Source organism: Thalassotalea hakodatensis (genome assembly GCF_030295995.1).
In the GTDB taxonomy this organism is placed as follows: domain Bacteria; phylum Pseudomonadota; class Gammaproteobacteria; order Enterobacterales; family Alteromonadaceae; genus Thalassotalea_C; species Thalassotalea_C hakodatensis.
Genome location: NZ_AP027365.1, coordinates 2,297,861 through 2,319,438, shown reverse-complemented (window position 1 = coordinate 2,319,438; position 21,578 = coordinate 2,297,861). Strand labels below are relative to the sequence as shown.

At 37.9% G+C, this 21,578-nt stretch carries 22 protein-coding genes; 20 read left to right on the top strand and 2 right to left on the bottom strand.

Annotated features, from left to right (window positions below):
* Positions 1 to 169 precede the first annotated feature (169 nt).
* Positions 170 to 1,360 (top strand): DUF418 domain-containing protein, encoded by a 1,191-nt coding sequence (locus tag QUE72_RS10145; RefSeq protein WP_286268813.1) that lies wholly within the window; start codon positions 170 to 172, stop codon positions 1,358 to 1,360.
* Positions 1,361 to 1,410: 50 nt separating this feature from the next.
* On the opposite strand, the gene QUE72_RS10140 is transcribed toward QUE72_RS10145, so the two are convergent.
* Positions 1,411 to 1,998, bottom strand: a complete 588-nt coding sequence (locus QUE72_RS10140; protein ID WP_074499312.1) for a Maf family protein — start codon at positions 1,996 to 1,998, stop codon at positions 1,411 to 1,413.
* Positions 1,999 to 2,116: 118 nt separating this feature from the next.
* On the opposite strand from QUE72_RS10140, the gene yceD reads away from it, so the two are divergent.
* The 15 genes from yceD (at position 2,117) to QUE72_RS10065 (ending at position 16,278) form a co-directional block, all read left to right on the top strand.
* Positions 2,117 to 2,629 carry a 23S rRNA accumulation protein YceD gene (gene yceD / locus QUE72_RS10135; RefSeq protein WP_074499313.1) on the top strand — a complete coding sequence of 171 codons (513 nt, stop codon included), beginning with the start codon at positions 2,117 to 2,119 and terminating at the stop codon, positions 2,627 to 2,629.
* Between the two features lie 24 nt (positions 2,630 to 2,653).
* Positions 2,654 to 2,824 (top strand): 50S ribosomal protein L32, encoded by a 171-nt coding sequence (rpmF, locus tag QUE72_RS10130; RefSeq protein ID WP_074499314.1) that lies wholly within the window; start codon positions 2,654 to 2,656, stop codon positions 2,822 to 2,824.
* An 11-nt stretch (positions 2,825 to 2,835) separates the two neighbouring features.
* Positions 2,836 to 3,870 (top strand): phosphate acyltransferase PlsX, encoded by a 1,035-nt coding sequence (gene plsX, locus QUE72_RS10125; RefSeq protein WP_286268810.1) that lies wholly within the window; start codon positions 2,836 to 2,838, stop codon positions 3,868 to 3,870.
* 55 nt (positions 3,871 to 3,925) lie between these two features.
* Positions 3,926 to 4,861 carry an ACP S-malonyltransferase gene (fabD, locus tag QUE72_RS10120; protein WP_286268808.1) on the top strand — a complete coding sequence of 312 codons (936 nt, stop codon included), beginning with the start codon at positions 3,926 to 3,928 and terminating at the stop codon, positions 4,859 to 4,861.
* An 8-nt stretch (positions 4,862 to 4,869) separates the two neighbouring features.
* Positions 4,870 to 5,604, top strand: a complete 735-nt coding sequence (gene fabG / locus QUE72_RS10115) for a 3-oxoacyl-ACP reductase FabG (protein ID WP_074499316.1) — start codon at positions 4,870 to 4,872, stop codon at positions 5,602 to 5,604.
* 169 nt (positions 5,605 to 5,773) lie between these two features.
* The gene (gene acpP / locus QUE72_RS10110; protein WP_074499317.1) at positions 5,774 to 6,007 is read left to right on the top strand and encodes an acyl carrier protein; all 234 of its coding nucleotides are present in this window, start codon (positions 5,774 to 5,776) and stop codon (positions 6,005 to 6,007) included.
* A gap of 120 nt (positions 6,008 to 6,127) precedes the next feature.
* Complete coding sequence (gene fabF / locus QUE72_RS10105) at positions 6,128 to 7,363, top strand: beta-ketoacyl-ACP synthase II (RefSeq protein WP_286268804.1); 1,236 nt, start codon at positions 6,128 to 6,130, stop codon at positions 7,361 to 7,363.
* Between the two features lie 76 nt (positions 7,364 to 7,439).
* A complete protein-coding gene (gene pabC / locus QUE72_RS10100; RefSeq protein ID WP_286268801.1) occupies positions 7,440 to 8,240 on the top strand; it encodes an aminodeoxychorismate lyase in 801 nt (266 codons plus the stop codon).
* A complete protein-coding gene (gene mltG / locus QUE72_RS10095) occupies positions 8,228 to 9,265 on the top strand; it encodes an endolytic transglycosylase MltG (protein ID WP_286268800.1) in 1,038 nt (345 codons plus the stop codon). The genes pabC and mltG overlap by 13 nt, the downstream gene beginning before the upstream one ends.
* A 375-nt stretch (positions 9,266 to 9,640) precedes the next feature.
* Complete coding sequence (locus tag QUE72_RS10090; RefSeq protein WP_286268799.1) at positions 9,641 to 11,587, top strand: M60 family metallopeptidase; 1,947 nt, start codon at positions 9,641 to 9,643, stop codon at positions 11,585 to 11,587.
* 199 nt (positions 11,588 to 11,786) lie between these two features.
* Positions 11,787 to 12,428, top strand: a complete 642-nt coding sequence (tmk, locus tag QUE72_RS10085; RefSeq protein WP_074499321.1) for a dTMP kinase — start codon at positions 11,787 to 11,789, stop codon at positions 12,426 to 12,428.
* Positions 12,429 to 12,581: 153 nt separating this feature from the next.
* A complete protein-coding gene (locus QUE72_RS10080; RefSeq protein WP_286268797.1) occupies positions 12,582 to 13,544 on the top strand; it encodes a DNA polymerase III subunit in 963 nt (320 codons plus the stop codon).
* Complete coding sequence (locus QUE72_RS10075; RefSeq protein WP_286268795.1) at positions 13,525 to 13,851, top strand: PilZ domain-containing protein; 327 nt, start codon at positions 13,525 to 13,527, stop codon at positions 13,849 to 13,851. Before QUE72_RS10080 ends, QUE72_RS10075 begins: the two co-directional genes overlap by 20 nt.
* Positions 13,852 to 13,868: 17 nt before the next feature.
* On the top strand, positions 13,869 to 14,636 hold the full coding sequence (locus tag QUE72_RS10070; RefSeq protein ID WP_286268792.1) for a TatD family hydrolase: 768 nt from the start codon (positions 13,869 to 13,871) through the stop codon (positions 14,634 to 14,636).
* Positions 14,637 to 15,048: 412 nt separating this feature from the next.
* Entirely contained in the window at positions 15,049 to 16,278 is a 1,230-nt protein-coding gene (locus QUE72_RS10065; protein WP_286268790.1) for a nucleoside recognition domain-containing protein, read from the top strand.
* A gap of 9 nt (positions 16,279 to 16,287) precedes the next feature.
* Here the strand turns inward: QUE72_RS10065 and QUE72_RS10060 are convergent, their stop codons facing one another.
* Positions 16,288 to 17,139: a LytR/AlgR family response regulator transcription factor gene (locus QUE72_RS10060; protein ID WP_407704975.1), complete on the bottom strand. Its 852-nt coding sequence runs from the start codon at positions 17,137 to 17,139 to the stop codon at positions 16,288 to 16,290.
* A 157-nt stretch (positions 17,140 to 17,296) separates the two neighbouring features.
* On the opposite strand from QUE72_RS10060, the gene QUE72_RS10055 reads away from it, so the two are divergent.
* From QUE72_RS10055 to prpC, 4 genes are all read left to right on the top strand, one after another.
* Positions 17,297 to 18,577 (top strand): acyltransferase family protein, encoded by a 1,281-nt coding sequence (locus QUE72_RS10055; protein WP_286268788.1) that lies wholly within the window; start codon positions 17,297 to 17,299, stop codon positions 18,575 to 18,577.
* Between the two features lie 168 nt (positions 18,578 to 18,745).
* Positions 18,746 to 19,438, top strand: a complete 693-nt coding sequence (locus tag QUE72_RS10050; RefSeq protein WP_286268785.1) for a GntR family transcriptional regulator — start codon at positions 18,746 to 18,748, stop codon at positions 19,436 to 19,438.
* Between the two features lie 37 nt (positions 19,439 to 19,475).
* A complete protein-coding gene (gene prpB / locus QUE72_RS10045; protein ID WP_286268783.1) occupies positions 19,476 to 20,366 on the top strand; it encodes a methylisocitrate lyase in 891 nt (296 codons plus the stop codon).
* Positions 20,367 to 20,416: 50 nt separating this feature from the next.
* Positions 20,417 to 21,544: a bifunctional 2-methylcitrate synthase/citrate synthase gene (prpC, locus tag QUE72_RS10040; RefSeq protein WP_286268781.1), complete on the top strand. Its 1,128-nt coding sequence runs from the start codon at positions 20,417 to 20,419 to the stop codon at positions 21,542 to 21,544.
* Positions 21,545 to 21,578: the final 34 nt, after the last annotated feature.

The window sequence follows — 21,578 nt, the reverse complement described above, 5'->3', positions numbered from 1 at the left end:
GAGAAACCAGCTAAACAATAAAATGATGTGTAATAAATTGATCTCGTTATTAATCTTTTAATTCTATTTAAAGTTATGTTATAACATAACTAATATTGGTTGCAAGATATCAATAAACTATTAACAGGGCAATAACAAAGCGACAGGCTTGTAAGAGGAATTAACCAGAATGCTGTTAACTGCTAAAGATAGAGTTCACTCGACTAAACAGCGTATTGGTGCGCTAGATACCATGCGCGGCTTTGCATTATGTGGAATTATTTTTGCTAATTTGGTCAGCTTTACTGGTTTTTATTCACTTAACTTCAATGAAATTCAAGCATTACCATGGTGGGATCGCGGGGTTTTGTTTGTTATTGATTTTTTAATTGAAGGTAAATTTTATAGTGTTTTTGCCACATTACTTGGTGCTGGTTTTGCTCTTCAATACGCTAAATTGAAACGACAAAATAAAAATTTTACCGCCTTTTGGTTAAAACGAATGTTGGTTTTATTTGTCATGGGCATAAGCCATATGTATTTAATATGGCATGGTGATATTTTAACCCTATATAGTTTATTAGGTGTTTGTTTGTTGTATTTTAAGGATATCGACGATACGCGTTTATGCCGCTGGATTATTGTATTGTTGTGTGCACCACTTTTGATGCATCTATTATTATCGTTAACTTCACAATTAAATGGTTGGAATGCATTAACAGAAACTGTTTATAATTTGAGAAAAAGCTTAGGTTATCAAGAAGTCAGTTTGTTATCTTTACGCACTGCTCAAGAAGCGAAGGATGTTTTTTGGGGCAATATCTTTAGTGCCATTCCACGTCCTATGGCATATTTAAAAACGGGCCGGCCGTTTCAGGTGTTAGGGCAATTTTTACTTGGCGTATATTTAGCTCGCTTATATTTACGTGGACAAGTTCATGTGCCATCGAAGGATAACATTATAAAGTTATTTGTTGTTGGAGCAGGGTTTAGTTTTATTTATGCTTATATTAAAGCAATAACGGGCAGCCCATTTTCTACGGATTTGCTCGGTTTATTTCAAGGCTTAGTTTATCAGGTGGGTTGTATAATGATGGCGCTTGCTTATATGGCATTGCTTTATCGTTTATCGCATAACGGTGTTAACTTTTCAGGCTTATCGCAGCTTGGCCGTATGGCACTAACCATGTATTTGATGCAAACCACAGTTTGTGTTTTCTTATTTTATGGTTATGGTTTTGCGTGGATGGGGAAAGTGCCTTTTTATTCTATTATTGTTTTTGGCACTTGCATCATATCAATACAACTTCTATTTGCTCGCTTTTGGTTAAAGAAGTATCAACTTGGTCCATTAGAGTATGTTTGGCGACGATTTACTTAGGGGGTTACGTCGCCACCATTGTGCTATAACATTAACAATATCACACGATATTAAATTGCTTGTAGTACATGAAAGCCATGTTTTTCAAATAAATGTATGAGTTTTATCAACGGTAACCCGACTAAACTGTTTGGATCATCTCCCACTAACTTTTCAAATAAACAAATACCTAATCCTTCGCTTTTAAAACTTCCAGCACAATTAAGTGGCATTTCTGCATCAACGTAGCGCTCCACATCTGCTTTATTTAATGTTTTAAAGTAAACGTGGAAAGGTTCAACCACAGCATGGATCTGCCCACTATCGCTATCAAGTACACATAAGCCCGTATAGAATGTTACACGCTTACCGCTAAAGCTCATTAATTGTTTAATAGCATTTTCTTTGGTGTGTGGTTTACCTAGTATCTTTTCATTACAAAGAGCAACTTGATCAGAGCCAATGATCAGCGCATTATCGTGTAGCTTGGCTACTGCTTGTGCTTTTTCAATGGCGAGTCGCTCCACTAACTGAATAGCCGACTCATCAGGAAGGGCGGTTTCGTCGATATTAGGCTTATCACAAATGAATTCTATTTTTAGTTTATTAAGAATTTCTTTACGAAAGGGGGATGTTGACCCTAACACTATTTTTTTCATTGATATGACTCAAAATTTAATCGGTTTCTGCTAATATAAGGGCAATAAAGAATTTTTAAATCAAATTCGCTAATTTTCTTTTGACACACGGCTTGAACGGCTATATCATGCGCGCCTTATGCAGAATCTGAAACTTCCGATCACGATAGATCCCTATAAAAGCGCACAACGTCGGTTAGTGTGTGAAGGCTTTTTTGAGTCGTCGGAAATGAATAGATTGTTGGCTGCGTGCGAAAGCTGTAGTGAACAAATACATGTTAATGTTGCATTCGGAGTGGATGAACTGGGTTTGATAACTATATCAGGCAAAGGGTCGGTTCCTGCTACGTTAACATGTCAGCGGTGTACTGAGTCTTTAGAGTCAACATTATTAATTGACTTTGTTTTCAGTCCGGTGAAAAATCAGGAAGCTGCTGACGAATTGCCGTCATATTATGACGCAATAGAATTAGATGAAAATGGTGAAGTGAACCTGCGTGAGTTAGTTGAAGACGAGTTAATCCTTGCGATTCCACTAATTCCTAGGCATGATCAACAAGATTGTCAGTCTCCGGCTGATAGTGTTTGGGGAAAGTTGCCTGAAGAGCAAGAGAAGCCGAACCCATTTGACGTGTTAAAAAAACTTAAATAATTAATTGATTTTAGGAGTTAGGCAATGGCAGTTCAAAAGAGCAAGAAGTCTCGTTCAAGACGTGGCATGCGCCGTTCACATGACGCATTAACAGCTGAAAACTTATCAGTAGATCCAGTATCAGGTGAAACACACCGTCGTCATCACGTTACCGCTGATGGCTTTTATAAAGGTGTTAAAGTAGTCGCTAAATAGCGGATACTACATTGAGCGATTTAACCATCGCCATCGATGTTATGGGGGGCGATCAAGGCCCCCTTGTAACATTGCCAGCCGCAATGCTTGCCATAGAAAAATCTGCTGATCTTAAGTTGATTTTATGTGGTGACAACACACTTATTTCAAATTTTCTTCAACAGCATCAGCTAGAAGACCATCCTCGATTATCCATTAAACACACAACTGATGTGGTGACAATGGACGAAAAACCAAGTTCAGCATTACGAACCAAAAAAGATTCATCAATGCGTAAAGCGATTGATTTTGTGCATTCCGGTCAAGCTCATGCTTGTGTTAGTGCAGGCAATACAGGTGCATTGTTTTCAATAGCACATTTTGTGTTAAAAACACTACCTACTGTTGAGCGACCAGCACTTATTTCAGCGTTACCTACACACCACGATGATAAACATGTTTTTATGCTTGATCTTGGTGCTAATGTTTTTTGTGATTCATCGGTTTTATACCAGTTTGGCGTTATGGGCACGGTAATGGCAGAGCAAGTTGAAGCGATTAATAAGCCAAGGGTTGCTTTATTAAACATGGGCGTTGAAGAAATTAAAGGTAGCGATCATATTAAAATGGCCGCAACCTTATTAAGTGAGAACCCTGATATTAACTATATAGGCTTTATTGAAGGCAATGATATTTTTAATAACAAAGCTGATGTTATCGTTTGTGATGGCTTTGTTGGAAATGTGGCCCTAAAAACGTGTGAAGGCGTTGCTCGTTTGGTGTATCAAAAACTAAAAAGTGTGTTATCGCAACATATTTTTGCACGATTACTCGGTCGATTTTTCGCTCCAACCTTAAAAAAAATCTTTAAAGCCCTGAACCCCGACCAGTATAACGGCGCAAGTTTGATAGGATTGCGCGGCATTGTGATTAAAAGTCATGGCAATGCTGGTGTAACTGCGTTTACCAATGCAATTTTTGAAGCAATGAAAGAAGTTGAACGTCAAGTTCCTGAAAAAATAACGAAAAAACTTGAACATGGTATAACGAATACCCATTTATCATAAACAGATTACAGATTAATTGGTTGGAATAGCCAGTTAAAAGTCAATAGGTAACTCTATGCAACAAAATTTAGCGTTTATTTTCCCCGGACAAGGCTCACAAGCTGTAGGTATGTTAAAAGACTTTACTGATAATGAGATTGTTCAGCAGACCTTTAACGAAGCCTCTGAGGCATTAGATTATAATGTTTGGCAACTTGTTAATGAAGGTCCAGCAGAGAAGTTAAATCAAACTAACCATACACAGCCCGCTTTACTTACTGCAAGTGTTGCCCTTTGGCGTTTATGGCAAAGTCAATCTAACATTAAACCCGCTGTTCTCGCAGGGCATAGTTTAGGTGAATACTCTGCCTTAGTCTGTGCTGGTGTTCTTTCTTTATCAGATGCCGTTAAATTGGTAGAAAAACGAGGTGAATTTATGCAAGCTTCTGTCCCGGAGGGAATTGGAGCAATGTATGCAATTATCGGTTTAGCTGACGATAAAGTGATTGAAGCCTGTGCTCAGGCGGCAGACGGACAGGTAGTGTCTGCAGTGAACTTTAATTCACCTGGCCAAGTCGTCATTGCCGGTCATAAAGAGGCGGTTGAACGTGCAGGTATACTTTGTAAAGAGGCAGGTGCAAAGCGTGCCTTGCCACTACCAGTTAGCGTGCCTTCGCATTGCGCCTTGATGAAAGACGCGGCTGAGCAACTTGCTGAACAGTTTAAACAAGTCACGTTTAATACCCCTGAAATATCAGTCATTAATAATGTAGACGTGACTGTTGAATCAGATGTAGAAGCCATTAAAATGGCGTTAATTAAACAACTATATAGCCCTGTGCGCTGGACTGAAACCGTAGAAAAATTAGCCCAAGATGGTGTAGATACTGCGTTAGAAATAGGGCCAGGTAAAGTTTTACAAGGGTTAGTAAAAAGGATCAATAAATCAATTTCTTGTACTTCAATGAATGACAATGCGTCATTGGAACAAGCAAATAACTTATTACAATAGGAACATATATGTTTTCGTTAGAAGGTCAAGTTGCATTAGTGACAGGCGCTAGTCGTGGTATTGGTAAAGCTATTGCAGAACAACTTAAAGCATTAGGCGCAACCGTAGTAGGTACTGCAACGTCTGAACATGGTGCTGAAAAAATCAGCGAATATTTAGGTGCCGGTCAAGGTTTAGTCTTAAATGTTACTGATGATGAATCAATTAGCTCAATGTTTGAAACGATTAAACAAGAGTTTGGCGTTATTGATATTTTAGTGAATAATGCAGGTATTACGCGTGATAACTTATTTATGCGTATGAAAGACGATGAGTGGAATGATATCATCGATACGAACTTATCATCGGTATTTAAAATTAGTAAAGCCGTTATGCGCCCTATGATGAAGAAGCGCTTTGGTCGTATTATTAACATTGGTTCAGTTGTTGGAACAATGGGTAATGCAGGTCAAGTTAATTACGCTACAGCGAAAGCCGGCTTAATTGGCTTTACGAAATCGTTAGCAAGAGAAGTTGCATCACGTGGTATCACGGTTAATACTGTCTCTCCAGGTTTTATCGATACTGATATGACACAGACGCTAACAGACGAACAAAAGGAAGGTATTTTTTCACAAGTACCTGCAAATCGTTTAGGTAAGCCAGAAGAAATAGCAAAATCTGTTGCATTTTTAGCCTCTGATGCTGCAGGATACATAACAGGTGAAACATTACATGTTAATGGCGGCATGTACATGGTTTAAACAATGTTTATTTAACATATTGATAATATTTAATAAATAAGCATAATAGCATAACTGTCAACAGGTTAGACCAGCAATAAAAGCAAAACGATAAGCTTGCAAGCTAGCCTGTAGGCGAATACACTACACGCAATTTTGAAAAATTGTATTTTCTACTAAAGGAAAAAAAATGAGTACTATCGAAGAACGCGTAAAAAAAATTACTATTGAGCAATTAGGTGTGAGCGAAGATGAAGTAAAAGTTGAAGCTTCTTTCGTAGACGACTTAGGTGCTGATTCATTAGATACAGTAGAATTAGTAATGGCGTTAGAAGAAGAATTTGATACTGAGATCCCAGACGAAGAAGCAGAGAAAATTACTACTGTTCAAGCTGCGATCGATTACATCACTTCGAACCAGTAATAAGTAAAGTTTTCAGGCGGTAATTTTACCGCCTGAATTTTGTTAGATACGTTCTGCTGACGTATTCAAAAAATCAGCTCACCTTTCAACGATTCAATTCTATCGGAGGCAACTCTTCCCATGCGTCGTGTTGTAGTAACCGGTTTTGGTATGCTTTCCCCACTTGGTAATGATGCTCAAACAACTTGGCAACATTTACTTGCGGGTAAAAGTGGCATAGATACCATCGAACATTTTGATACTAGCAGCTTTCCCACTAAATTTGCCGGATTAGTAAAGGGCTTTAATGCTGAAGATTATGGTATTACAAAAAAAGATAGCCGCAAAATGGACATATTCATTCAATATGGTCTTGCAGCTGGCATCCAAGCCATGGATCACTCAGGCTTAACCGTTACAGAACAAAACGCTCACCGCATTGGTGTGGCTGTTGGTTCTGGTATCGGTGGATTAAGCCTTATCGAAGAAAACCATAGCAAGTATTTACAAGGTGGTGTAAGAAAGCTTTCACCATTTTTCTGTCCTTCTACTATTTTAAATATGGCAGCAGGGAACTTATCTATTCGTTTAGGCTTGAAAGGGCCAAATATATCTATTGTAACCGCCTGTACTTCTGGTGTTCATAATATTGGCCACGCTGTGCGTATGATCGCACATGGCGATGCTGATGCAATGATAGCTGGTGGTACTGAAAAAGCATCTACTGAACTTGGTATCGGTGGCTTTTGTTCCGCAAGAGCTTTATCAACCCGTAATGATGATCCACAAAGTGCAAGTCGCCCTTGGGATAAAGATCGTGATGGCTTTGTGTTAAGCGATGGTGCTGGCATGGTGGTTGTTGAAGAATACGAACATGCTAAAGCTCGTGGCGCTACAATGTATGCAGAAGTTGTTGGTTTTGGTATGAGTGGTGATGCTTATCATATGACGTCACCACCTGCTGATGGTGCCGGTGCGGCTTTAGCTATGACTAATGCCTTGCGAGATGCAGGAGTTACACCTGAAAAAATTGGTTATATTAATGCTCATGGTACTTCTACACCGGCAGGTGATATTGCTGAAATAAATGCTGTAAAAGCAATTTTTGGTGAACATGCCTACAAAACAATGGTTGGTTCAACTAAATCAATGACCGGACATTTATTAGGTGCAGCTGGTGCTGTTGAAACAATTTTTACAGCTCAGTCTCTATTTGAGCAAAAAGTAGCACCAACAATTAATCTTGAGAACCCTGATGACGGTTGTGATCTTGATTACATTCGAGATACCGCACGAGACGTATCACTTGAATATGCACTATGTAATTCATTTGGCTTTGGCGGCACTAATGGTTCATTAGTATTGAAAAGAATTTAGAAAACTTCTTGAATCTCAATGCATAAGCCTGAATACTGTCTATTCGGGCTTTTTTATATCTGATCATAAAAATTTCATGTTGTATTGTTCACTTAATGGTATTCGTACTGAAGACATTTCTATCACAGATCGAGGTTTAGCATACGGTGATGGGGTGTTTACTACGGCAAAAATTGTTGATGGTACAATCCTATTATTGATGGAGCATATTGAACGTCTAAAAGAAAGCTGCGCTCGCATTGCGTTATCGGATATTGACTGGCATGCATTAAAAGCTGAGCTTGTTAAACAATCAACAGCTTTTCCTCTAGCGGTATTAAAAGTTATGATCACTGCAGGAACAGGCGGCAGGGGATATTCTCGAATTGGCGTATCAAAGCCGAATGTGATTGTGATGGTTCATGAATTTCCAAAACATTATATCGACTGGCAACAGGCAGGCGTTAGCATAGGCATTGCAAAGACTCGATTAGGTATAAACCCCAACTTAGCAGGTATTAAACATTTAAACCGGTTGGAACAAGTGCTGATCAGAAAGGAACTTGATGAAAGTCAGTGGCAAGATTTAATCGTAACTGATGTGCAAAATAATATAGTAGAAACAAGCTGTGCAAATGTGTTTTGGATAAAAAATAACGATGTTTTTACGCCTGAACTTGGTAGTTCAGGCGTTTCTGGGTTATTGAGAAATCAAACAATAAGACAACTTTCTGAGATAAAGTTAATTAAAGAGCCGTTAGATTCTCTGGTAGATATTGATGCAATGATTATTTGTAATAGTGTGATGGGGTATGTGCCAGTTAAAAACTTTAATGGGCATACATTGTCATTGTCAGTGGCTTCTCGTTTTATTGGAAAGTTAGTATGCAATTCGTAAAATATCTCATCAAGAGTAAGTTCATTAACACGATATTTCTGTTGATTTTGCTCTGTGTGGTGAGTATTGCTGGTTTGTTAGGAATGACACAATATAAAATGGAGCGTCTGAACCCGCTTAACCAAGACACCATGATAGAAATAGAGCGAGGTATGAGTTTCAATCGCTTTGCTTACCAATTATCAACGCTAGGGATAGTTAATCAAACTCTTTGGTTAAAAGTTTATGGCAAACTTAATCCTTCATTCACGCAGATAAAAGCAGGCAATTATTTAATACGTAATGACCAACGCTTGAAAGATATATTATTGATGGTCAGCCAAGGACAAGAACATCAATTTAATATCACATTTGTTGAGGGCTCTACACTAGCGCAATGGCTAGTACAAATTGCTAAACATCCCAATATTACAAAAACGCTCGATTACCAAGAAACCAACTCTTTGTATCAACAAGTTGCTTCTGCATTAAATCTTGATACAACTCATCCGGAGGGATTGTTTTTTCCTGAAACTTATGCGTTTACTCATAAAACTAAAGACATTGATTTATTAAAACGTGCTTATCAGCAAATGCAAATTCACTTGAATAATGCTTGGCAACAAAAGCAAGGAAACCTACCATACGCTGACTCTTATGAAGCGTTAATCATGGCTTCAATTATAGAAAAAGAAAGTGGTCAACATTCCGAACATCAAATAATCGCATCGGTGTTCGTTAATCGTTTACAAAAAAACATGCGCTTGCAAACTGACCCTACAGTAATTTATGGCTTAGCTGATCGATACAAAGGCAATATTACTCGCAAACATTTAAGAGAGAAAACCCAATATAATACCTATCGAATAAACGGCTTACCTCCAACACCAATTGCAATGCCAGGTAAATCAGCGATTGTAGCCGCACTGCAACCTGCCCAAACGGATTATTATTATTTTGTTAGTGATGGAAAGGGTAAGCATATCTTTTCAACGAATTTAAAAGATCATAATCGTGCCGTCGCAAAATATCAATTAGGGCAATAACTTACTTTTTTAATATTGTAATCTAGCCGATCAATAGCGACATGCTTAATGTGCTTTTATTAGCGTTAAACTATCAGTAATGCCTTTCAATATTAAAAGTATTTAAAAGGCGAATTTCATCATAGTGCGCATTGGTAACATTAAGTATTATTTGCAGTAGAAGTTGCCACTAGATATTTCGGTTTTCTCATATCTCACGTTTCTTTTTATCTTACTTTAATGGCATAAACTGCTATAAAAAAGTTCATTTTCTTTAGTTGTTTTGCTGGTTACTGAAGGTTTCTTATTCTTTCGGTTGTTGATCTTTGTCTTTCCTTTTGTTACAAAATACACAGGGTTTCGTAATTAATACGTATTTTTGAAAGGGAATAAAAGATGAAAATAACAAAAAATAAGATAAGCTTAGCTTTAATGATGTGCACAAGCGTTGTAGGTGGGGTTTTAATCGGTTGTGGTAGTGGGGGAAGCTCTGAATCAAAACAAGAAACAGTTACTGAAGATGTTGTTGAAGTGCCAGACAACACAGAAGAGCCTGAACAATCAACATTGTCATTTGAAAAGCAATTTATTGTAACAGCAGCTGATCCTAACCTTTGTATCGATACTACGGCTGACAATAAAGTTACCTTAACAGATTGCCAAAACACTAAGCCTAGCCAGTTATGGCGTTATGATTTAGCAGATAAATTATTGATTAATGAATCAACAGATAAATGTGTAACCACCATTGATAGTGCTTTGGGACTTAATACGTGTCAAAATTCAGCTAACCAACAATGGGTATTTGAAGATAATATTTTCTCACAAGATGGACATTCTTTTGATGTTAATATGAGTGAGCTAAGCCTTATTGTTTATGCAACTCACGGCGGCATTAACCAGCAATGGTTTGTACCTTCTGTGGCCGCTGAATCAATTGATGAAAGCTATGTGAGTAACTTTCCTATTTCACGCTCTAATAAAAGCGCCTACACCATGGAACAAACCATGGATATCATCAACAGAAGAACCCCGATCGACGAAGCATTACCTTTTCCGCGAGATGTGAGTGAATTTCCTGGTAACGTTTCAGCTGATAAACCACGTATTACGAAGCAAGTCACTTTTAATCGATATTTCTATGAAGATACCACATCAGATACATTGGATAGACAGCATTGGATTAATACCGGCACTTACGCTGTTGCAGGTGAAATTATTGAAATTGATGTAACAGCAGAAGAAAATGTTGATGAGTTATACGCCATTATTAATGTACATACGGATGCATTAGGGTTAAATTCGGCCAATGTGGTTGCAGACAACAGTGTTAAACGTTTTCCTAGTGTTTCTACAAAAATTAGATTACACAATGGTAAGAACCAATTACGTAGCCAGTATGGCGGCCAAGTAGTGATCGCATCTAATATGTCAGATGATAGTGATGTGACAATTAGTGTGTCTAATGTGGTCGAAACTACCTATTTCAAACTTGGACGAGATAGCTTTAGTGATTGGTTATCAATTCGCGATAAAAGTGCGCCTTGGGGCGTATTAGAAGGCGAGCATGCGGTACTTGATTTATCTAAAGCTGAATTGCAAAAAGTTGATGACCCAGAAAAGTTATTAAAAACCTTCGATCAAACTGTAACCCTTGTACGCGATCTCGCTGGCTTTGAAGATGATGCTACGGGTGTGCATAAAATGCCAACATTAAAAGAGCGTTTTGTTTCTGATGTTCAAATCACCGCAGGTTTTGCCCATGCAGGTTTTCCCATTATGGCTAGCCCAGGCTGGAATTTATATTCACTAGATACCGCACAAAATAATGGTTGGGGTAACTGGCATGAAACTGGTCATAACTACCAGCAGTTCTGTTTATGGAGCAGCGCGTTTGGCACAGAATCAACCGTGAATTTATTTTCACTTTACGTACAAGAAAACGTCAATCAACCTTCTAGAATTCAAATAGAAAATAGATATACCAATGCGATTAATAAATTAAATGATAACTTTTCTTTTACAAACGATGCAGATGTCTGGGATAAATTAGTCTTTTTAATGCAAATTAAACATGCTCTACCTGATATCGGTTGGGATATGTTTAGACAATTAAATAGACGTTTTAGAGAGATGGATACTACGCAGCAAGCATCAGTATGCCAAAGTGATGAAGCTAGTTTTAGCATGACGTTTGAATTGCTTAGCGATATTACTGGCTATGACTTAACAACTCATTTTAAAACCTGGGGAGTTAATGTATCCGAAGCAAGTTATCAAAAAGTAGCGGATAAAAATTTACCTCAACCACCAGTAAATATTTCAGGTGTGAATCCACAGTAAATTCAGTGATGATAGAATGAAGAACAAGGCACAACTTATGTTGTGCCTTTTTTTGACCTTTAATTAATCGAATATTGATATTAAAGAAAGAATATATTGCAAACAAACTGCAAGGATTAAAAAGCATTAGCTGAATATTTTTCTTGATACGTATATCATGTATTCCATCAATAAAATGAATTCATTATTAAGAGTAAAGATGCAAAAAGGGTTAATGGTTGTATGCGATGGCAGTAATGGGGCAGGTAAAACAACGGTTATCGAAAAGTTAAAAGCGCATGTTATTCATCAAGGCTTAGAGGTTGTTTTAACGAGAGAACCGGGTGGTACACCGATAAGCGAAAAAATTAGAGAAATAATACTCGATAAGAATAACGCAGAAATGTTTGATATTACCGAATTGTTATTATTTGCAGCATCTAGAGCACAACACGTCAATGAAAAGATTCTTCCAGCAGTAGAACGCGGTGCCGTGGTTATTTGCGATCGGTTCGATGCCGCGACGTTTAGTTTTCAACACTATGCGAGAGGTATTGATTTAACCTTGATAAAAACCATTAATGACATTGCAAAAAATGGTTTCCAGCCTGATATGAATATTATTTTAGATCTTGATCCCGTTATTGGTTTATCGCGCGTATATGGCCGCGGTGATAAATTAGATAGGATGGAAGATGAAAAATTAGATTTCTTGATCAAAGCACGAGAAGGTTACCTTGCGCAGGCACGAGAGAATCCAGATACTTTTACCGTCATTGATGCTGCTAATACTAAACAACAGGTTGCTGACGATGCTATTCGCTGTTTAAATTCATTGCTTGTTGCTCGTGGTATTATTTAACGTTTTAGCTATGTTTTACTAAAATAACTAATGGTAAGATCAAGGTGTTAAATTCAAGCATATTCGATAGTGTAATTATCAAGTGTTTGTGCTGTTATTCGTTTTTTGCAATTCACAAGCAGAAGTTTCTCCAGCTTATCACAGGTTAATGTAATGACTACATCTTGGTTATCGTCACATAAGCAACTGCTTTTACAGCAGATAAAACAGCAAACATTACCGCATGCTTTAATGGTTACAGGCGTTACAGGTTCAGGAAAACTTGAATTAGTGAATTGGTTAGCACAAGCATTATTGTGCCAAGTTTCATTCGTAGATGAGACAAACGGCATTGTGCCTTGTCTACAATGTAAAGGTTGTCATTTAGTCAAACAAGCGTCTCACCCTGACTTATTACATGTTGAGTTAACCGGCAATAATGTTGGAGTTGATCAGGTAAGAGCATTAGGCCGATTTCTTGAAAAAACCGCGCAGTTTGGCCAACATCAAGTGGCAATTGTGCATCAAGCTGATAGACTTACGGAATCGGCTGGTAACGCGTTACTAAAAACACTGGAAGAGCCAACCAAAAATAGCTTTATTGTCTTGATTGCAAATGATGAACAACGTTTATTACCGACGTTAATTAGTCGATGCCGTGTCGTTGCTATTCGACCGCCTATCGGTGAGGATTTATTACAGGAATTAGGCGGCCAAAGTGATGACCCATTTGTAAATTTGTCACATTTACCTGAAATTACTGATCCAAAAATAATGGCACAGTTTCATCAAACACGTGAAAAGTTTCATTATTTTATCACGACAACTCATGGTCGAATGGCATTGCTTGAACTTTTAAAATCTAATGATAATAGTGCTCGTTGGCTAGAAAAAATAATAACTGATTTAGTTCGAGGGCAATCACAATGGTTGCATGTTGAACCAACAAACGTATCATTTACTAATGACCTAACAAAGCAGCAGTTTTGGCAAATATATAATATCATCAAACAATTTAATCAAAAAAGTGCAAAATTAAGCCAGTTTAATCGTGAATTTGGTTTAGAAAAACTACTGGTCGATATACAAATGATTTTGCAAAACAAGGAGAACGAATATGGAACCGCTCTATCTTGAGTTTGTAAGTGAAAGAGATTTATATCAATCATATATGCCGTTTGTAAAAAAAGGCGGTTTATTTGTGAGAACTACAGAAACGTTTGAGCTTGATACAGATATAGAATTACAGGTACTTTTGCCTGATTCATTAGAGCCTTCAACTATTGTCGGTAAAGTGTGTTGGATAACACCCGTAGGTGCTCAAAATGGCACGCCGGCAGGTATTGGGATCAGCTTTATTGAAGATCCTGAAAATACTCGAAGCCAAATAGAAAAATCGATAGGACGCTTGCTGAGTTCATCTGATCCTACACTTACCATGTAAATATTAAGGAATATTCGTTGTATATTGATTCTCACTGTCACTTAGATCGACTTGATTTATCAGAGTTTGATAATAATTTAGATAATGTTGTAGCAGCAGCAACTTCTGCTGGTGTGAGCCACTTATTGTGTGTTTGTGTGACGCTAAAAGACTTCCCCGCAATGGCTGAGAAAACTGCACATTTTGATAATGTATTATTATCTTGCGGTGCACACCCTTTAAACCAAGAAGATGCCATAGATGAAAAAAACCTTGCCCAGTTAGCGACGCATCCCCGTGTTATTGCTATAGGTGAAACAGGGTTAGATTATCATTACGCACCTGAAACTAAAGACCTACAATTAGATTCGTTTCGTAAGCATGTTCGTGTTGCTAGAGCATGTGATAAACCGCTTATTATTCATACTCGTGATGCTCAACAAGATACATTAACAATTCTACGTGATGAAAAAGCAAGTGATGTTGGTGGTATTTTACATTGCTTTACTGAAACTTGGGACATGGCTGAGCAAGCGATTGAATTAGGTTTTTATATTTCATTTTCAGGTATCGTGACGTTTAAAAATGCCAGTGCTTTAAGGGAAGTGGCTAAATTAGTGCCAGATGACCGTTTTTTAATTGAAACAGACTCTCCTTATTTAGCGCCGGTTCCTCATAGAGGGAAGCAAAATCAACCCGCTTATGTCGTGGAAGTAGCTAAGCACTTAGCAAGTATTCGTGGCCAATCTGTGGAAGATGTTGCTAGGCTATCCTCTGAAAATTACCGTCGGTTATTTAAACTTTAATTGATTTATTAGCCCCAAAAAATAGCCCGAAACGAGGAGTTTCGGGCTCAGGGGATGGCTCAAAATAAGAAATGAGCCGTGCGCTAATTAACAAGTTCTATCGCAAATCAATGAATAGGTAAGCGAGCATCATTGTTTAATATTTGAACTGTTAAAAGTAATTGTAGTGCATAAAAGTTGAATTGCTAGATAATTTTTTATTTATTTATAAGATATTGATAGTCAATGATAATTATCCAATGTATACGCTTGGTGATTGAAAGTTACCCTAAGGTTATAAACGGCATTGTCACACCTTATGCACAGAGTTATTAAGGCGTGTGAAAGTGTATGTGTTGCTTATGTGGTCTCCATTGGTAATATGCTTTTATTATGTCAAGATACCAACCAACTTTGATTGTAGATTTATACTGTGCTAAATAATATTTGGATTTCCTTTTTTGTTATTGCTTTTGCAAGTGCTTGTTATCAGTGGTTATTTCTCGATAATGCCGCTGTTTTCGCGCAAGTAATGGATGCCGTTTTTAATATGTCATCGGTCACAGTAGAAATTGCAATCGGTTTAATTGGTGTGTTGTCTTTTTGGTTAGGTGCCATGAAAATCGCTGAAAATGCCGGATTAATTCAAGCGATATCACGTGCTATTTCACCCTTATTTTGCCGCTTGATGCCAGAAGTACCAAAAGGCCATGCTGCTATGGGATCAATGACGATGAATTTATCGGCAAACGTCCTTGGCTTAGACAATGCTGCGACCCCTTTAGGGTTAAAAGCAATGCAGGATCTTCAACAATTAAACCCTAAAAAAGAGATTGCCTCTAACGCACAAATATTGTTTTTAGTGTTAAATACCTCTTCTATTACACTTTTTCCTGTAACGGTATTTGTTTACCGTGCTCAACAAGGTGCTGCTTCACCAACTGATGTGTTTATTCCTATTTTGTTAGCAACCTTTGCTTCTACTATCGCAGGCTTGCTTGTGGTTGCAATGGTTCAACGATTAAAATTATTTAATTTAGTTGTCTTTAGTTATTTCGCGTTAATGTTTGCGTGTTTGGCAGCTATTGTTACTTATTTTGCTACATTGTCGGCGAATTTAGTCGCCGAGCAATCTTCATTAATGGCCAACGTAGTTATTTTTTCATTGTTAATCGTTTTCATTATCACTGCTTATTTTCGTCGGGTTGATGTGTATCAAAGTTTTATAGAAGGGGCAAAAGAAGGCTTTAAAACCAGTATTAACATTATTCCTTATTTACTTGCTATGCTAGTTGCAATTGGGGTTTTTCGTGCAAGTGGTGCATTAGATGTGCTCATCAACGCTATTCGGCAAGTGGTGATTTATGTTGGGTTTGATACGCGCTTTGTCGATGCCTTGCCAACTGCTTTTATGAAACCGTTAAGCGGTTCTGGGGCTAGAGCTATGATGGTAGAGACCATGAATACTCATGGCGCTGACTCTTTTGCGGGTCGATTAGCTTCAATCATGCAGGGCTCAACTGAAACAACCTTTTATGTATTGGCAGTATATTTTGGCTCTGTGGGTATTCGTTATACACGACATGCCATTAGCTGTGGTTTAGTCGCCGATGTTGCTGGCATGTCAGCAGCTATAGCAGTGTGTTACTGGTTTTTCGGATAATAAGGCCGATTAGCTTAACATTAACTTTAATCCGTCTTTGTAGCGCCTAGATAAATTTAACCTTTTGCCTGATTGCATTTTTACTTCGCTATCGCCACTACTCAGCGGAGTAATAGATTCGATTGCATCTAACCTTACCGCATGAGAACGGTGAATTCGGCAAAACCCTTTGTTTTCCAATTTTGCTATTAATGCCGTTAAGGTCGAACGAATAGGGTACACACGCTCATCAATATGTAAATTTACATAGTTTCCTGAAGCTTCCATCCACTCTACATGTTCAATTTTTATAATAAACTCTTTGCCAAGTTTTTTAATTAATAGCCGATCAATGTTGGTAGTAAGTTGCTGGCTTTCAATTTGTGTCTCTCCTTCTTGAATAGGGTTTGCTTCACCCTGTAATCTACTGAGTATAAAACGGTAAGCGTGAATAAAGATCACAAAAAACACAAAAGACCAAATATCTTTTCTCAACTCATAGAGCATTTCGAAACTGATATTACCAAAATCATAGTGACGAGAATTTACTGCGTAGATAAATTTTCGCATAAGTACCATCAATAAGACATGACAGAATGAAAAGACAATTGCAGCGCTAAAATAGATAGCGAATGTACGCTTAATTTGTTGCCCGTTAAGAGGGACTCTATTGATTAAAGTGATGATTAATGGAAACAATAGAAGTGAGCTTAAAGCGCTAGTATATTCCCATGTAAAAGGCTCCCATAAACTAAAAGGCAAAGTGCCTCCGGTACGCTTGGCTTCCATCAGTACAGATGTTGCTAGTACTGTGGCATTAATGAAAAAATAACAAAATAAAAACAGCATTTCATAGCGCATTTTATTCCGCTGGTAATGCATTAATGTATCCACAACGATTTTTACCTTTTTTGTAATTAACCTTATCCCTAAACGCCACCGTTTATCCCTAACTATTGTTTATTAAGCCTTTTTCACAGTTTCCGTTAATAAACTCATTCATCATAACAGTATTTGAACACAAAGGAATATCAATACTATGAGTTACCCATTAATAAAGGATGTTATAAAAAAGGTTAACTTTCGACCTCAAGATCACTCACAGATGCCACAAAGACGTTATGATCTTGACTGGTTGAGAGTCATTTTATTTAGTTTATTAATTATTCATCATGTAGGTATGTTTTATGTACTCAATTGGGGGTTCCATGCAAAAAGCCAATACCGCTATGAATGGTTAGAAAGTGTGCTTTTAGTGGTTGAGCCCTGGCGTATGCCAGCCATTTGGTTTATTTCCGGTGTCGCTATCAGGTTTATTCTAATAAAAGTGACGATTTTATCTTTTATTTCACTACGCAGTTTACGACTGTTATTACCATTAGCCTTCGGGATCTTTATTGTCGTCCCTCCTCAATTATATATAGAAATGACGGCAAATGGCGATATTGTCATGGATTTTTGGCGATTTATGCAGGCGTTTTATGATCCACAATCAACATTATTTGAACAGTATCAGGCAGGTATATGGCCTCATATTGATGTGAACCATTTATGGTACTTACGATCGTTATGGTATTACTCATTAACGCTGGTATTTTTGTTACCCGCTTTAAACAGTAACATTATCGAAGGGCTTAAATCATGGCTAGCGAGTAAACATGGATTTTGGACGGTTTTATGCTTAATTGTCTGCGTTTTTGCTGTTCAAATAATATGGAGAAATGATGAGACACGTTATCCCATAGGCTTTCTGTTTTTAATGCTAGGTTATCTGGTCGGTTGGCATACGGTATTTTGGCAAAAACTGCTTACGGCTATAAGGCCATTATGCGCTAGTTTTATTGTGCTTTGTATTTGCTTTCTGATTGTCTATAACCTTTATTATCTTGATATGTATAAAGGAATTGAGCTTCCTTACTTAATTGAAGCGATTAGTTTATTTATTTATAGTGCGTTACGCATAGTAGGTTTATTTTTAGTGTTAGCGCTTAGCCATCGTTTTTTAACTAAAAAAACACAAAAACTCGCTTACTTCAACGACGCAGTTTATCCATTTTACCTTTTACATCAGTCTATTATTTTGGTGGTAGGCTATTACTTAACACAGTTATCGTTAGGCGGAGCGGTTGAATCATTGATACTGCTATTTATTACAACAGCCATGTGTTTTCTACTTTTTGAGCTGATCAAACGTATTGAGCTATTACGCCCATTCTTTGGCTTGAAAATGCAAGGTAGTTATCCTTCATGGAGTGTCTCACTAGGTTATATTATCGGCGGCCTGTTGATCAGCCCTTTAATTTATCAATTAATTTTTTAAGCAATCAAACGCAATATGTGATGATGTTTAAAACATGATTAGCGTCGCATCACAGCGTTTATTTTTTATTTTACACCTTAAGTGTCGACAATTATATTTATTGAACCCTTGAAATAGTTTTATTATCGGTTATGATCGCTGCAATATCTTTTAAATTGTCGACAATTTATGCCGAATAATAACCCAACACATCGCCAAGCAGTCACAACTGCAGATAAAGTATTTCAGCAATTACAATTTGCCATTGTTGAAGGTGAAATAGCAGCAGGTAGTAAAATTAGCGAGCCTGAACTGGCTAAACGCTTTGATGTCAGTCGAGCAACGCTTCGGGAAGCATTAAGTCGCCTAGAAAAGTGCCACTTAATTGTGCGAAAACCTAATGTGGGGGCGCGTGTTGTTGAATGCACTATTGAAGGATTATTAGAAATTTACCAAGTAAGGGAAGCACTTGAAGGTATGGCGTGTCGACTTGCTGCTGAAAATATGACAAAACAGGAAATTGTCGACATGCAAGCTATGCTTGATATGCATGCTAAGTCAAAAGCGTTGAAAGATGGCATTGCGTATTATCAAGAAGAAGGCGATCTCGACTTTCATTATAAAGTCATCTTAGCAAGTCATAATCAACAACTTATTGATTTGCTTTGTGGGCAACTGTACCACTTAGTCCGTATGTATCGCATTCAATTTGGCATGAACAGTCCAAGAGCCACAAAAGCGTTTAATGAGCATGCCAATATATTACAAGCCATAATCGACGGTGATGGTGAGTTAGCAGAAATTTTGATGCGCAGACACATTGGTGCGTCACGTAAAAATATCGAACAAAAAATTAAACAATTAGCGCATAACGCGCAATAAATAACATAATTCATATATAGCAAGTGAGGAGCTCACGATGTCTACACTTTTATCACCTGGCGCAAAGTTTCGTCAGGCCATTACAAAAAATAAGCCTTTGCAGGTAGTCGGCACAATCAATGCCTATTGCGCCATGATGGCGGAGCAGTTAGGCCATCAAGCCATCTATTTATCAGGTGGTGGGGTAGCAAATGCATCTTATGGTTTACCAGATCTGGGTATGACATCGCTGAATGACGTAATTGTTGATGTTCAGCGTATTACCTCAGCATCAAGTTTACCACTGTTAGTGGATATTGATACTGGTTGGGGTGGTGCATTTAACATCGCTAAAACGATTAAAGATATGGAAAAGGCAGGGGCAGCCGCTGTTCATTTAGAAGACCAAGTGGCGCAAAAACGTTGTGGTCATCGTCCAAATAAAGAAATTGTTTCTACAGAGGAAATGGTCGATCGCATTAAAGCAGCTGTTGATGCACGAACAGATGCTGACTTTTTTATAATGGCTAGAACCGATGCTTTCGCTCAAGAAGGTTTAGAAAAAGCACTTGAACGAGCGAAAGCTTATGTTGCTGCAGGTGCAGACGGTATTTTTGCTGAAGCGGTAAAAACAGAAGAACATTATCGTGCGTTTACTGAAGCGTTAGATGTGCCAGTGTTAGCCAATATTACTGAATTTGGACAAACAGAGCTTTGGAATAAAAAGCAACTGGGTGAGTGGGGATGCCAAATTGTGCTTTATCCATTGTCAGCATTTAGAGCAATGAATAAAGCGGCTGAATCTGTATATAAAACCTTGCTTGCTGAAGGCGATCAAAAAACAGAAATAGAGAACATGCAAACTCGCATGGAACTGTATGATTACCTTGGTTATCACGAATACGAAAAGAAACTTGATTCGTTATTTGCGAAAGGCAAAAACAAATAATAAAACAAAAGAATAAGTACGAAAGCACCTAAGAAAAGTGAGGAAAGAACATGGTTGATAAAAAGTTAAGTGGCGCAGGGCTACGTGGACAAAGTGCTGGAGAAACAGCTTTATGTACTGTTGGTAAAACAGGCGCAGGGTTAACCTACCGTGGTTATGATATTAACGACCTTGCTGAAAACGCACAATTTGAAGAAGTTGCGTATCTACTTTTATACGGAAAATTACCTAATCAAACAGAATTAACTAACTACAAAAAAAGATTAAAGACTATGCGTTCTTTGCCTGATGCACTTAAATCTGCATTAGAGCTGCTTCCTGCCACAGCACACCCTATGGACGTTATGAGAACCGGTTGTTCTATATTAGGCAACCTTGAAACTGAAAACAGTTTTGCAGAGCAACGAGATCATATAGATCGCCTATTAGCAATTTTCCCTGGGTTAATTAATTATTGGTATAACTTTAGCCATAACGGCATCCGCGTGAATGTTGAGACAGATGCAGATTCAATTGCTGAACAATTCTTATGGACTTTGCACGATAAAAAACCAGAGCCAATGCATGTTGATGTTATGCATGCATCATTGATTTTATATGCCGAGCATGAATTTAATGCTTCGACCTTTACCGCGCGTGTTTGTGCATCAACATTGTCTGATTTACATAGTTGCGTAACAGCAGCAATAGGCTCTTTAAGAGGGCCATTGCACGGTGGTGCGAACGAAGCGGCTATGGACATGATTGAACAATGGCAATCTGCTGATGAAGCAGAAGAAGCCATTATGGGAATGTTAGCGCGCAAAGATAAAATAATGGGCTTTGGTCACGCGGTCTATCGTGAACTAGATCCCCGAAATGCAATCATTAAAAAGTGGTCTGAGAAACTCGCGAAACTTGATGGTGATACACGCCTTTATGACGTTTCTGAACGTTGTGAAGCTGTGATGTGGCGAGAGAAAAAACTGTTCTGTAATGCTGATTTTTTTCACGCTTCAGCCTACAATTTTATGGGAATACCAACAAAGCTATTTACACCAATCTTCGTTTGTTCGCGTGTTTCTGGTTGGACAGCACATGTGATGGAGCAGCGCGAGAATAATCGCATTATTCGCCCATCTGCAGATTACACTGGCCCAGAATCTATGCCTTGGGTTGCAATTGCAGATCGCGATTAATCTTAACATTCTCGTTATGTTTAATTTCAATGGT

Excerpts from the sequence above, each read along its gene's own strand:
- fabF (WP_286268804.1), top strand. The coding sequence starts at position 6,128 with ATGCGTCGTGTTGTAGTAACCGGTTTTGGTATGCTTTCCCCACTTGGT.
- mltG (WP_286268800.1), top strand. The coding sequence starts at position 8,228 with ATGCAATTCGTAAAATATCTCATCAAGAGTAAGTTCATTAACACGATA.
- prpB (WP_286268783.1), top strand. The coding sequence starts at position 19,476 with ATGTCTACACTTTTATCACCTGGCGCAAAGTTTCGTCAGGCCATTACA.
- rpmF (WP_074499314.1), top strand. The coding sequence starts at position 2,654 with ATGGCAGTTCAAAAGAGCAAGAAGTCTCGTTCAAGACGTGGCATGCGC.
- tmk (WP_074499321.1), top strand. The coding sequence starts at position 11,787 with ATGCAAAAAGGGTTAATGGTTGTATGCGATGGCAGTAATGGGGCAGGT.
- QUE72_RS10080 (WP_286268797.1), top strand. The coding sequence starts at position 12,582 with ATGACTACATCTTGGTTATCGTCACATAAGCAACTGCTTTTACAGCAG.
- QUE72_RS10140 (WP_074499312.1), bottom strand. The coding sequence starts at position 1,998 with ATGAAAAAAATAGTGTTAGGGTCAACATCCCCCTTTCGTAAAGAAATT.
- QUE72_RS10055 (WP_286268788.1), top strand. The coding sequence starts at position 17,297 with ATGAGTTACCCATTAATAAAGGATGTTATAAAAAAGGTTAACTTTCGA.
- QUE72_RS10060 (WP_407704975.1), bottom strand. The coding sequence starts at position 17,139 with ATGCATTACCAGCGGAATAAAATGCGCTATGAAATGCTGTTTTTATTT.
- pabC (WP_286268801.1), top strand. The coding sequence starts at position 7,440 with ATGTTGTATTGTTCACTTAATGGTATTCGTACTGAAGACATTTCTATC.
- prpC (WP_286268781.1), top strand. The coding sequence starts at position 20,417 with ATGGTTGATAAAAAGTTAAGTGGCGCAGGGCTACGTGGACAAAGTGCT.
- fabD (WP_286268808.1), top strand. The coding sequence starts at position 3,926 with ATGCAACAAAATTTAGCGTTTATTTTCCCCGGACAAGGCTCACAAGCT.
- fabG (WP_074499316.1), top strand. The coding sequence starts at position 4,870 with ATGTTTTCGTTAGAAGGTCAAGTTGCATTAGTGACAGGCGCTAGTCGT.
- QUE72_RS10090 (WP_286268799.1), top strand. The coding sequence starts at position 9,641 with ATGAAAATAACAAAAAATAAGATAAGCTTAGCTTTAATGATGTGCACA.
- QUE72_RS10075 (WP_286268795.1), top strand. The coding sequence starts at position 13,525 with ATGGAACCGCTCTATCTTGAGTTTGTAAGTGAAAGAGATTTATATCAA.
- QUE72_RS10145 (WP_286268813.1), top strand. The coding sequence starts at position 170 with ATGCTGTTAACTGCTAAAGATAGAGTTCACTCGACTAAACAGCGTATT.
- acpP (WP_074499317.1), top strand. The coding sequence starts at position 5,774 with ATGAGTACTATCGAAGAACGCGTAAAAAAAATTACTATTGAGCAATTA.
- yceD (WP_074499313.1), top strand. The coding sequence starts at position 2,117 with ATGCAGAATCTGAAACTTCCGATCACGATAGATCCCTATAAAAGCGCA.
- QUE72_RS10050 (WP_286268785.1), top strand. The coding sequence starts at position 18,746 with ATGCCGAATAATAACCCAACACATCGCCAAGCAGTCACAACTGCAGAT.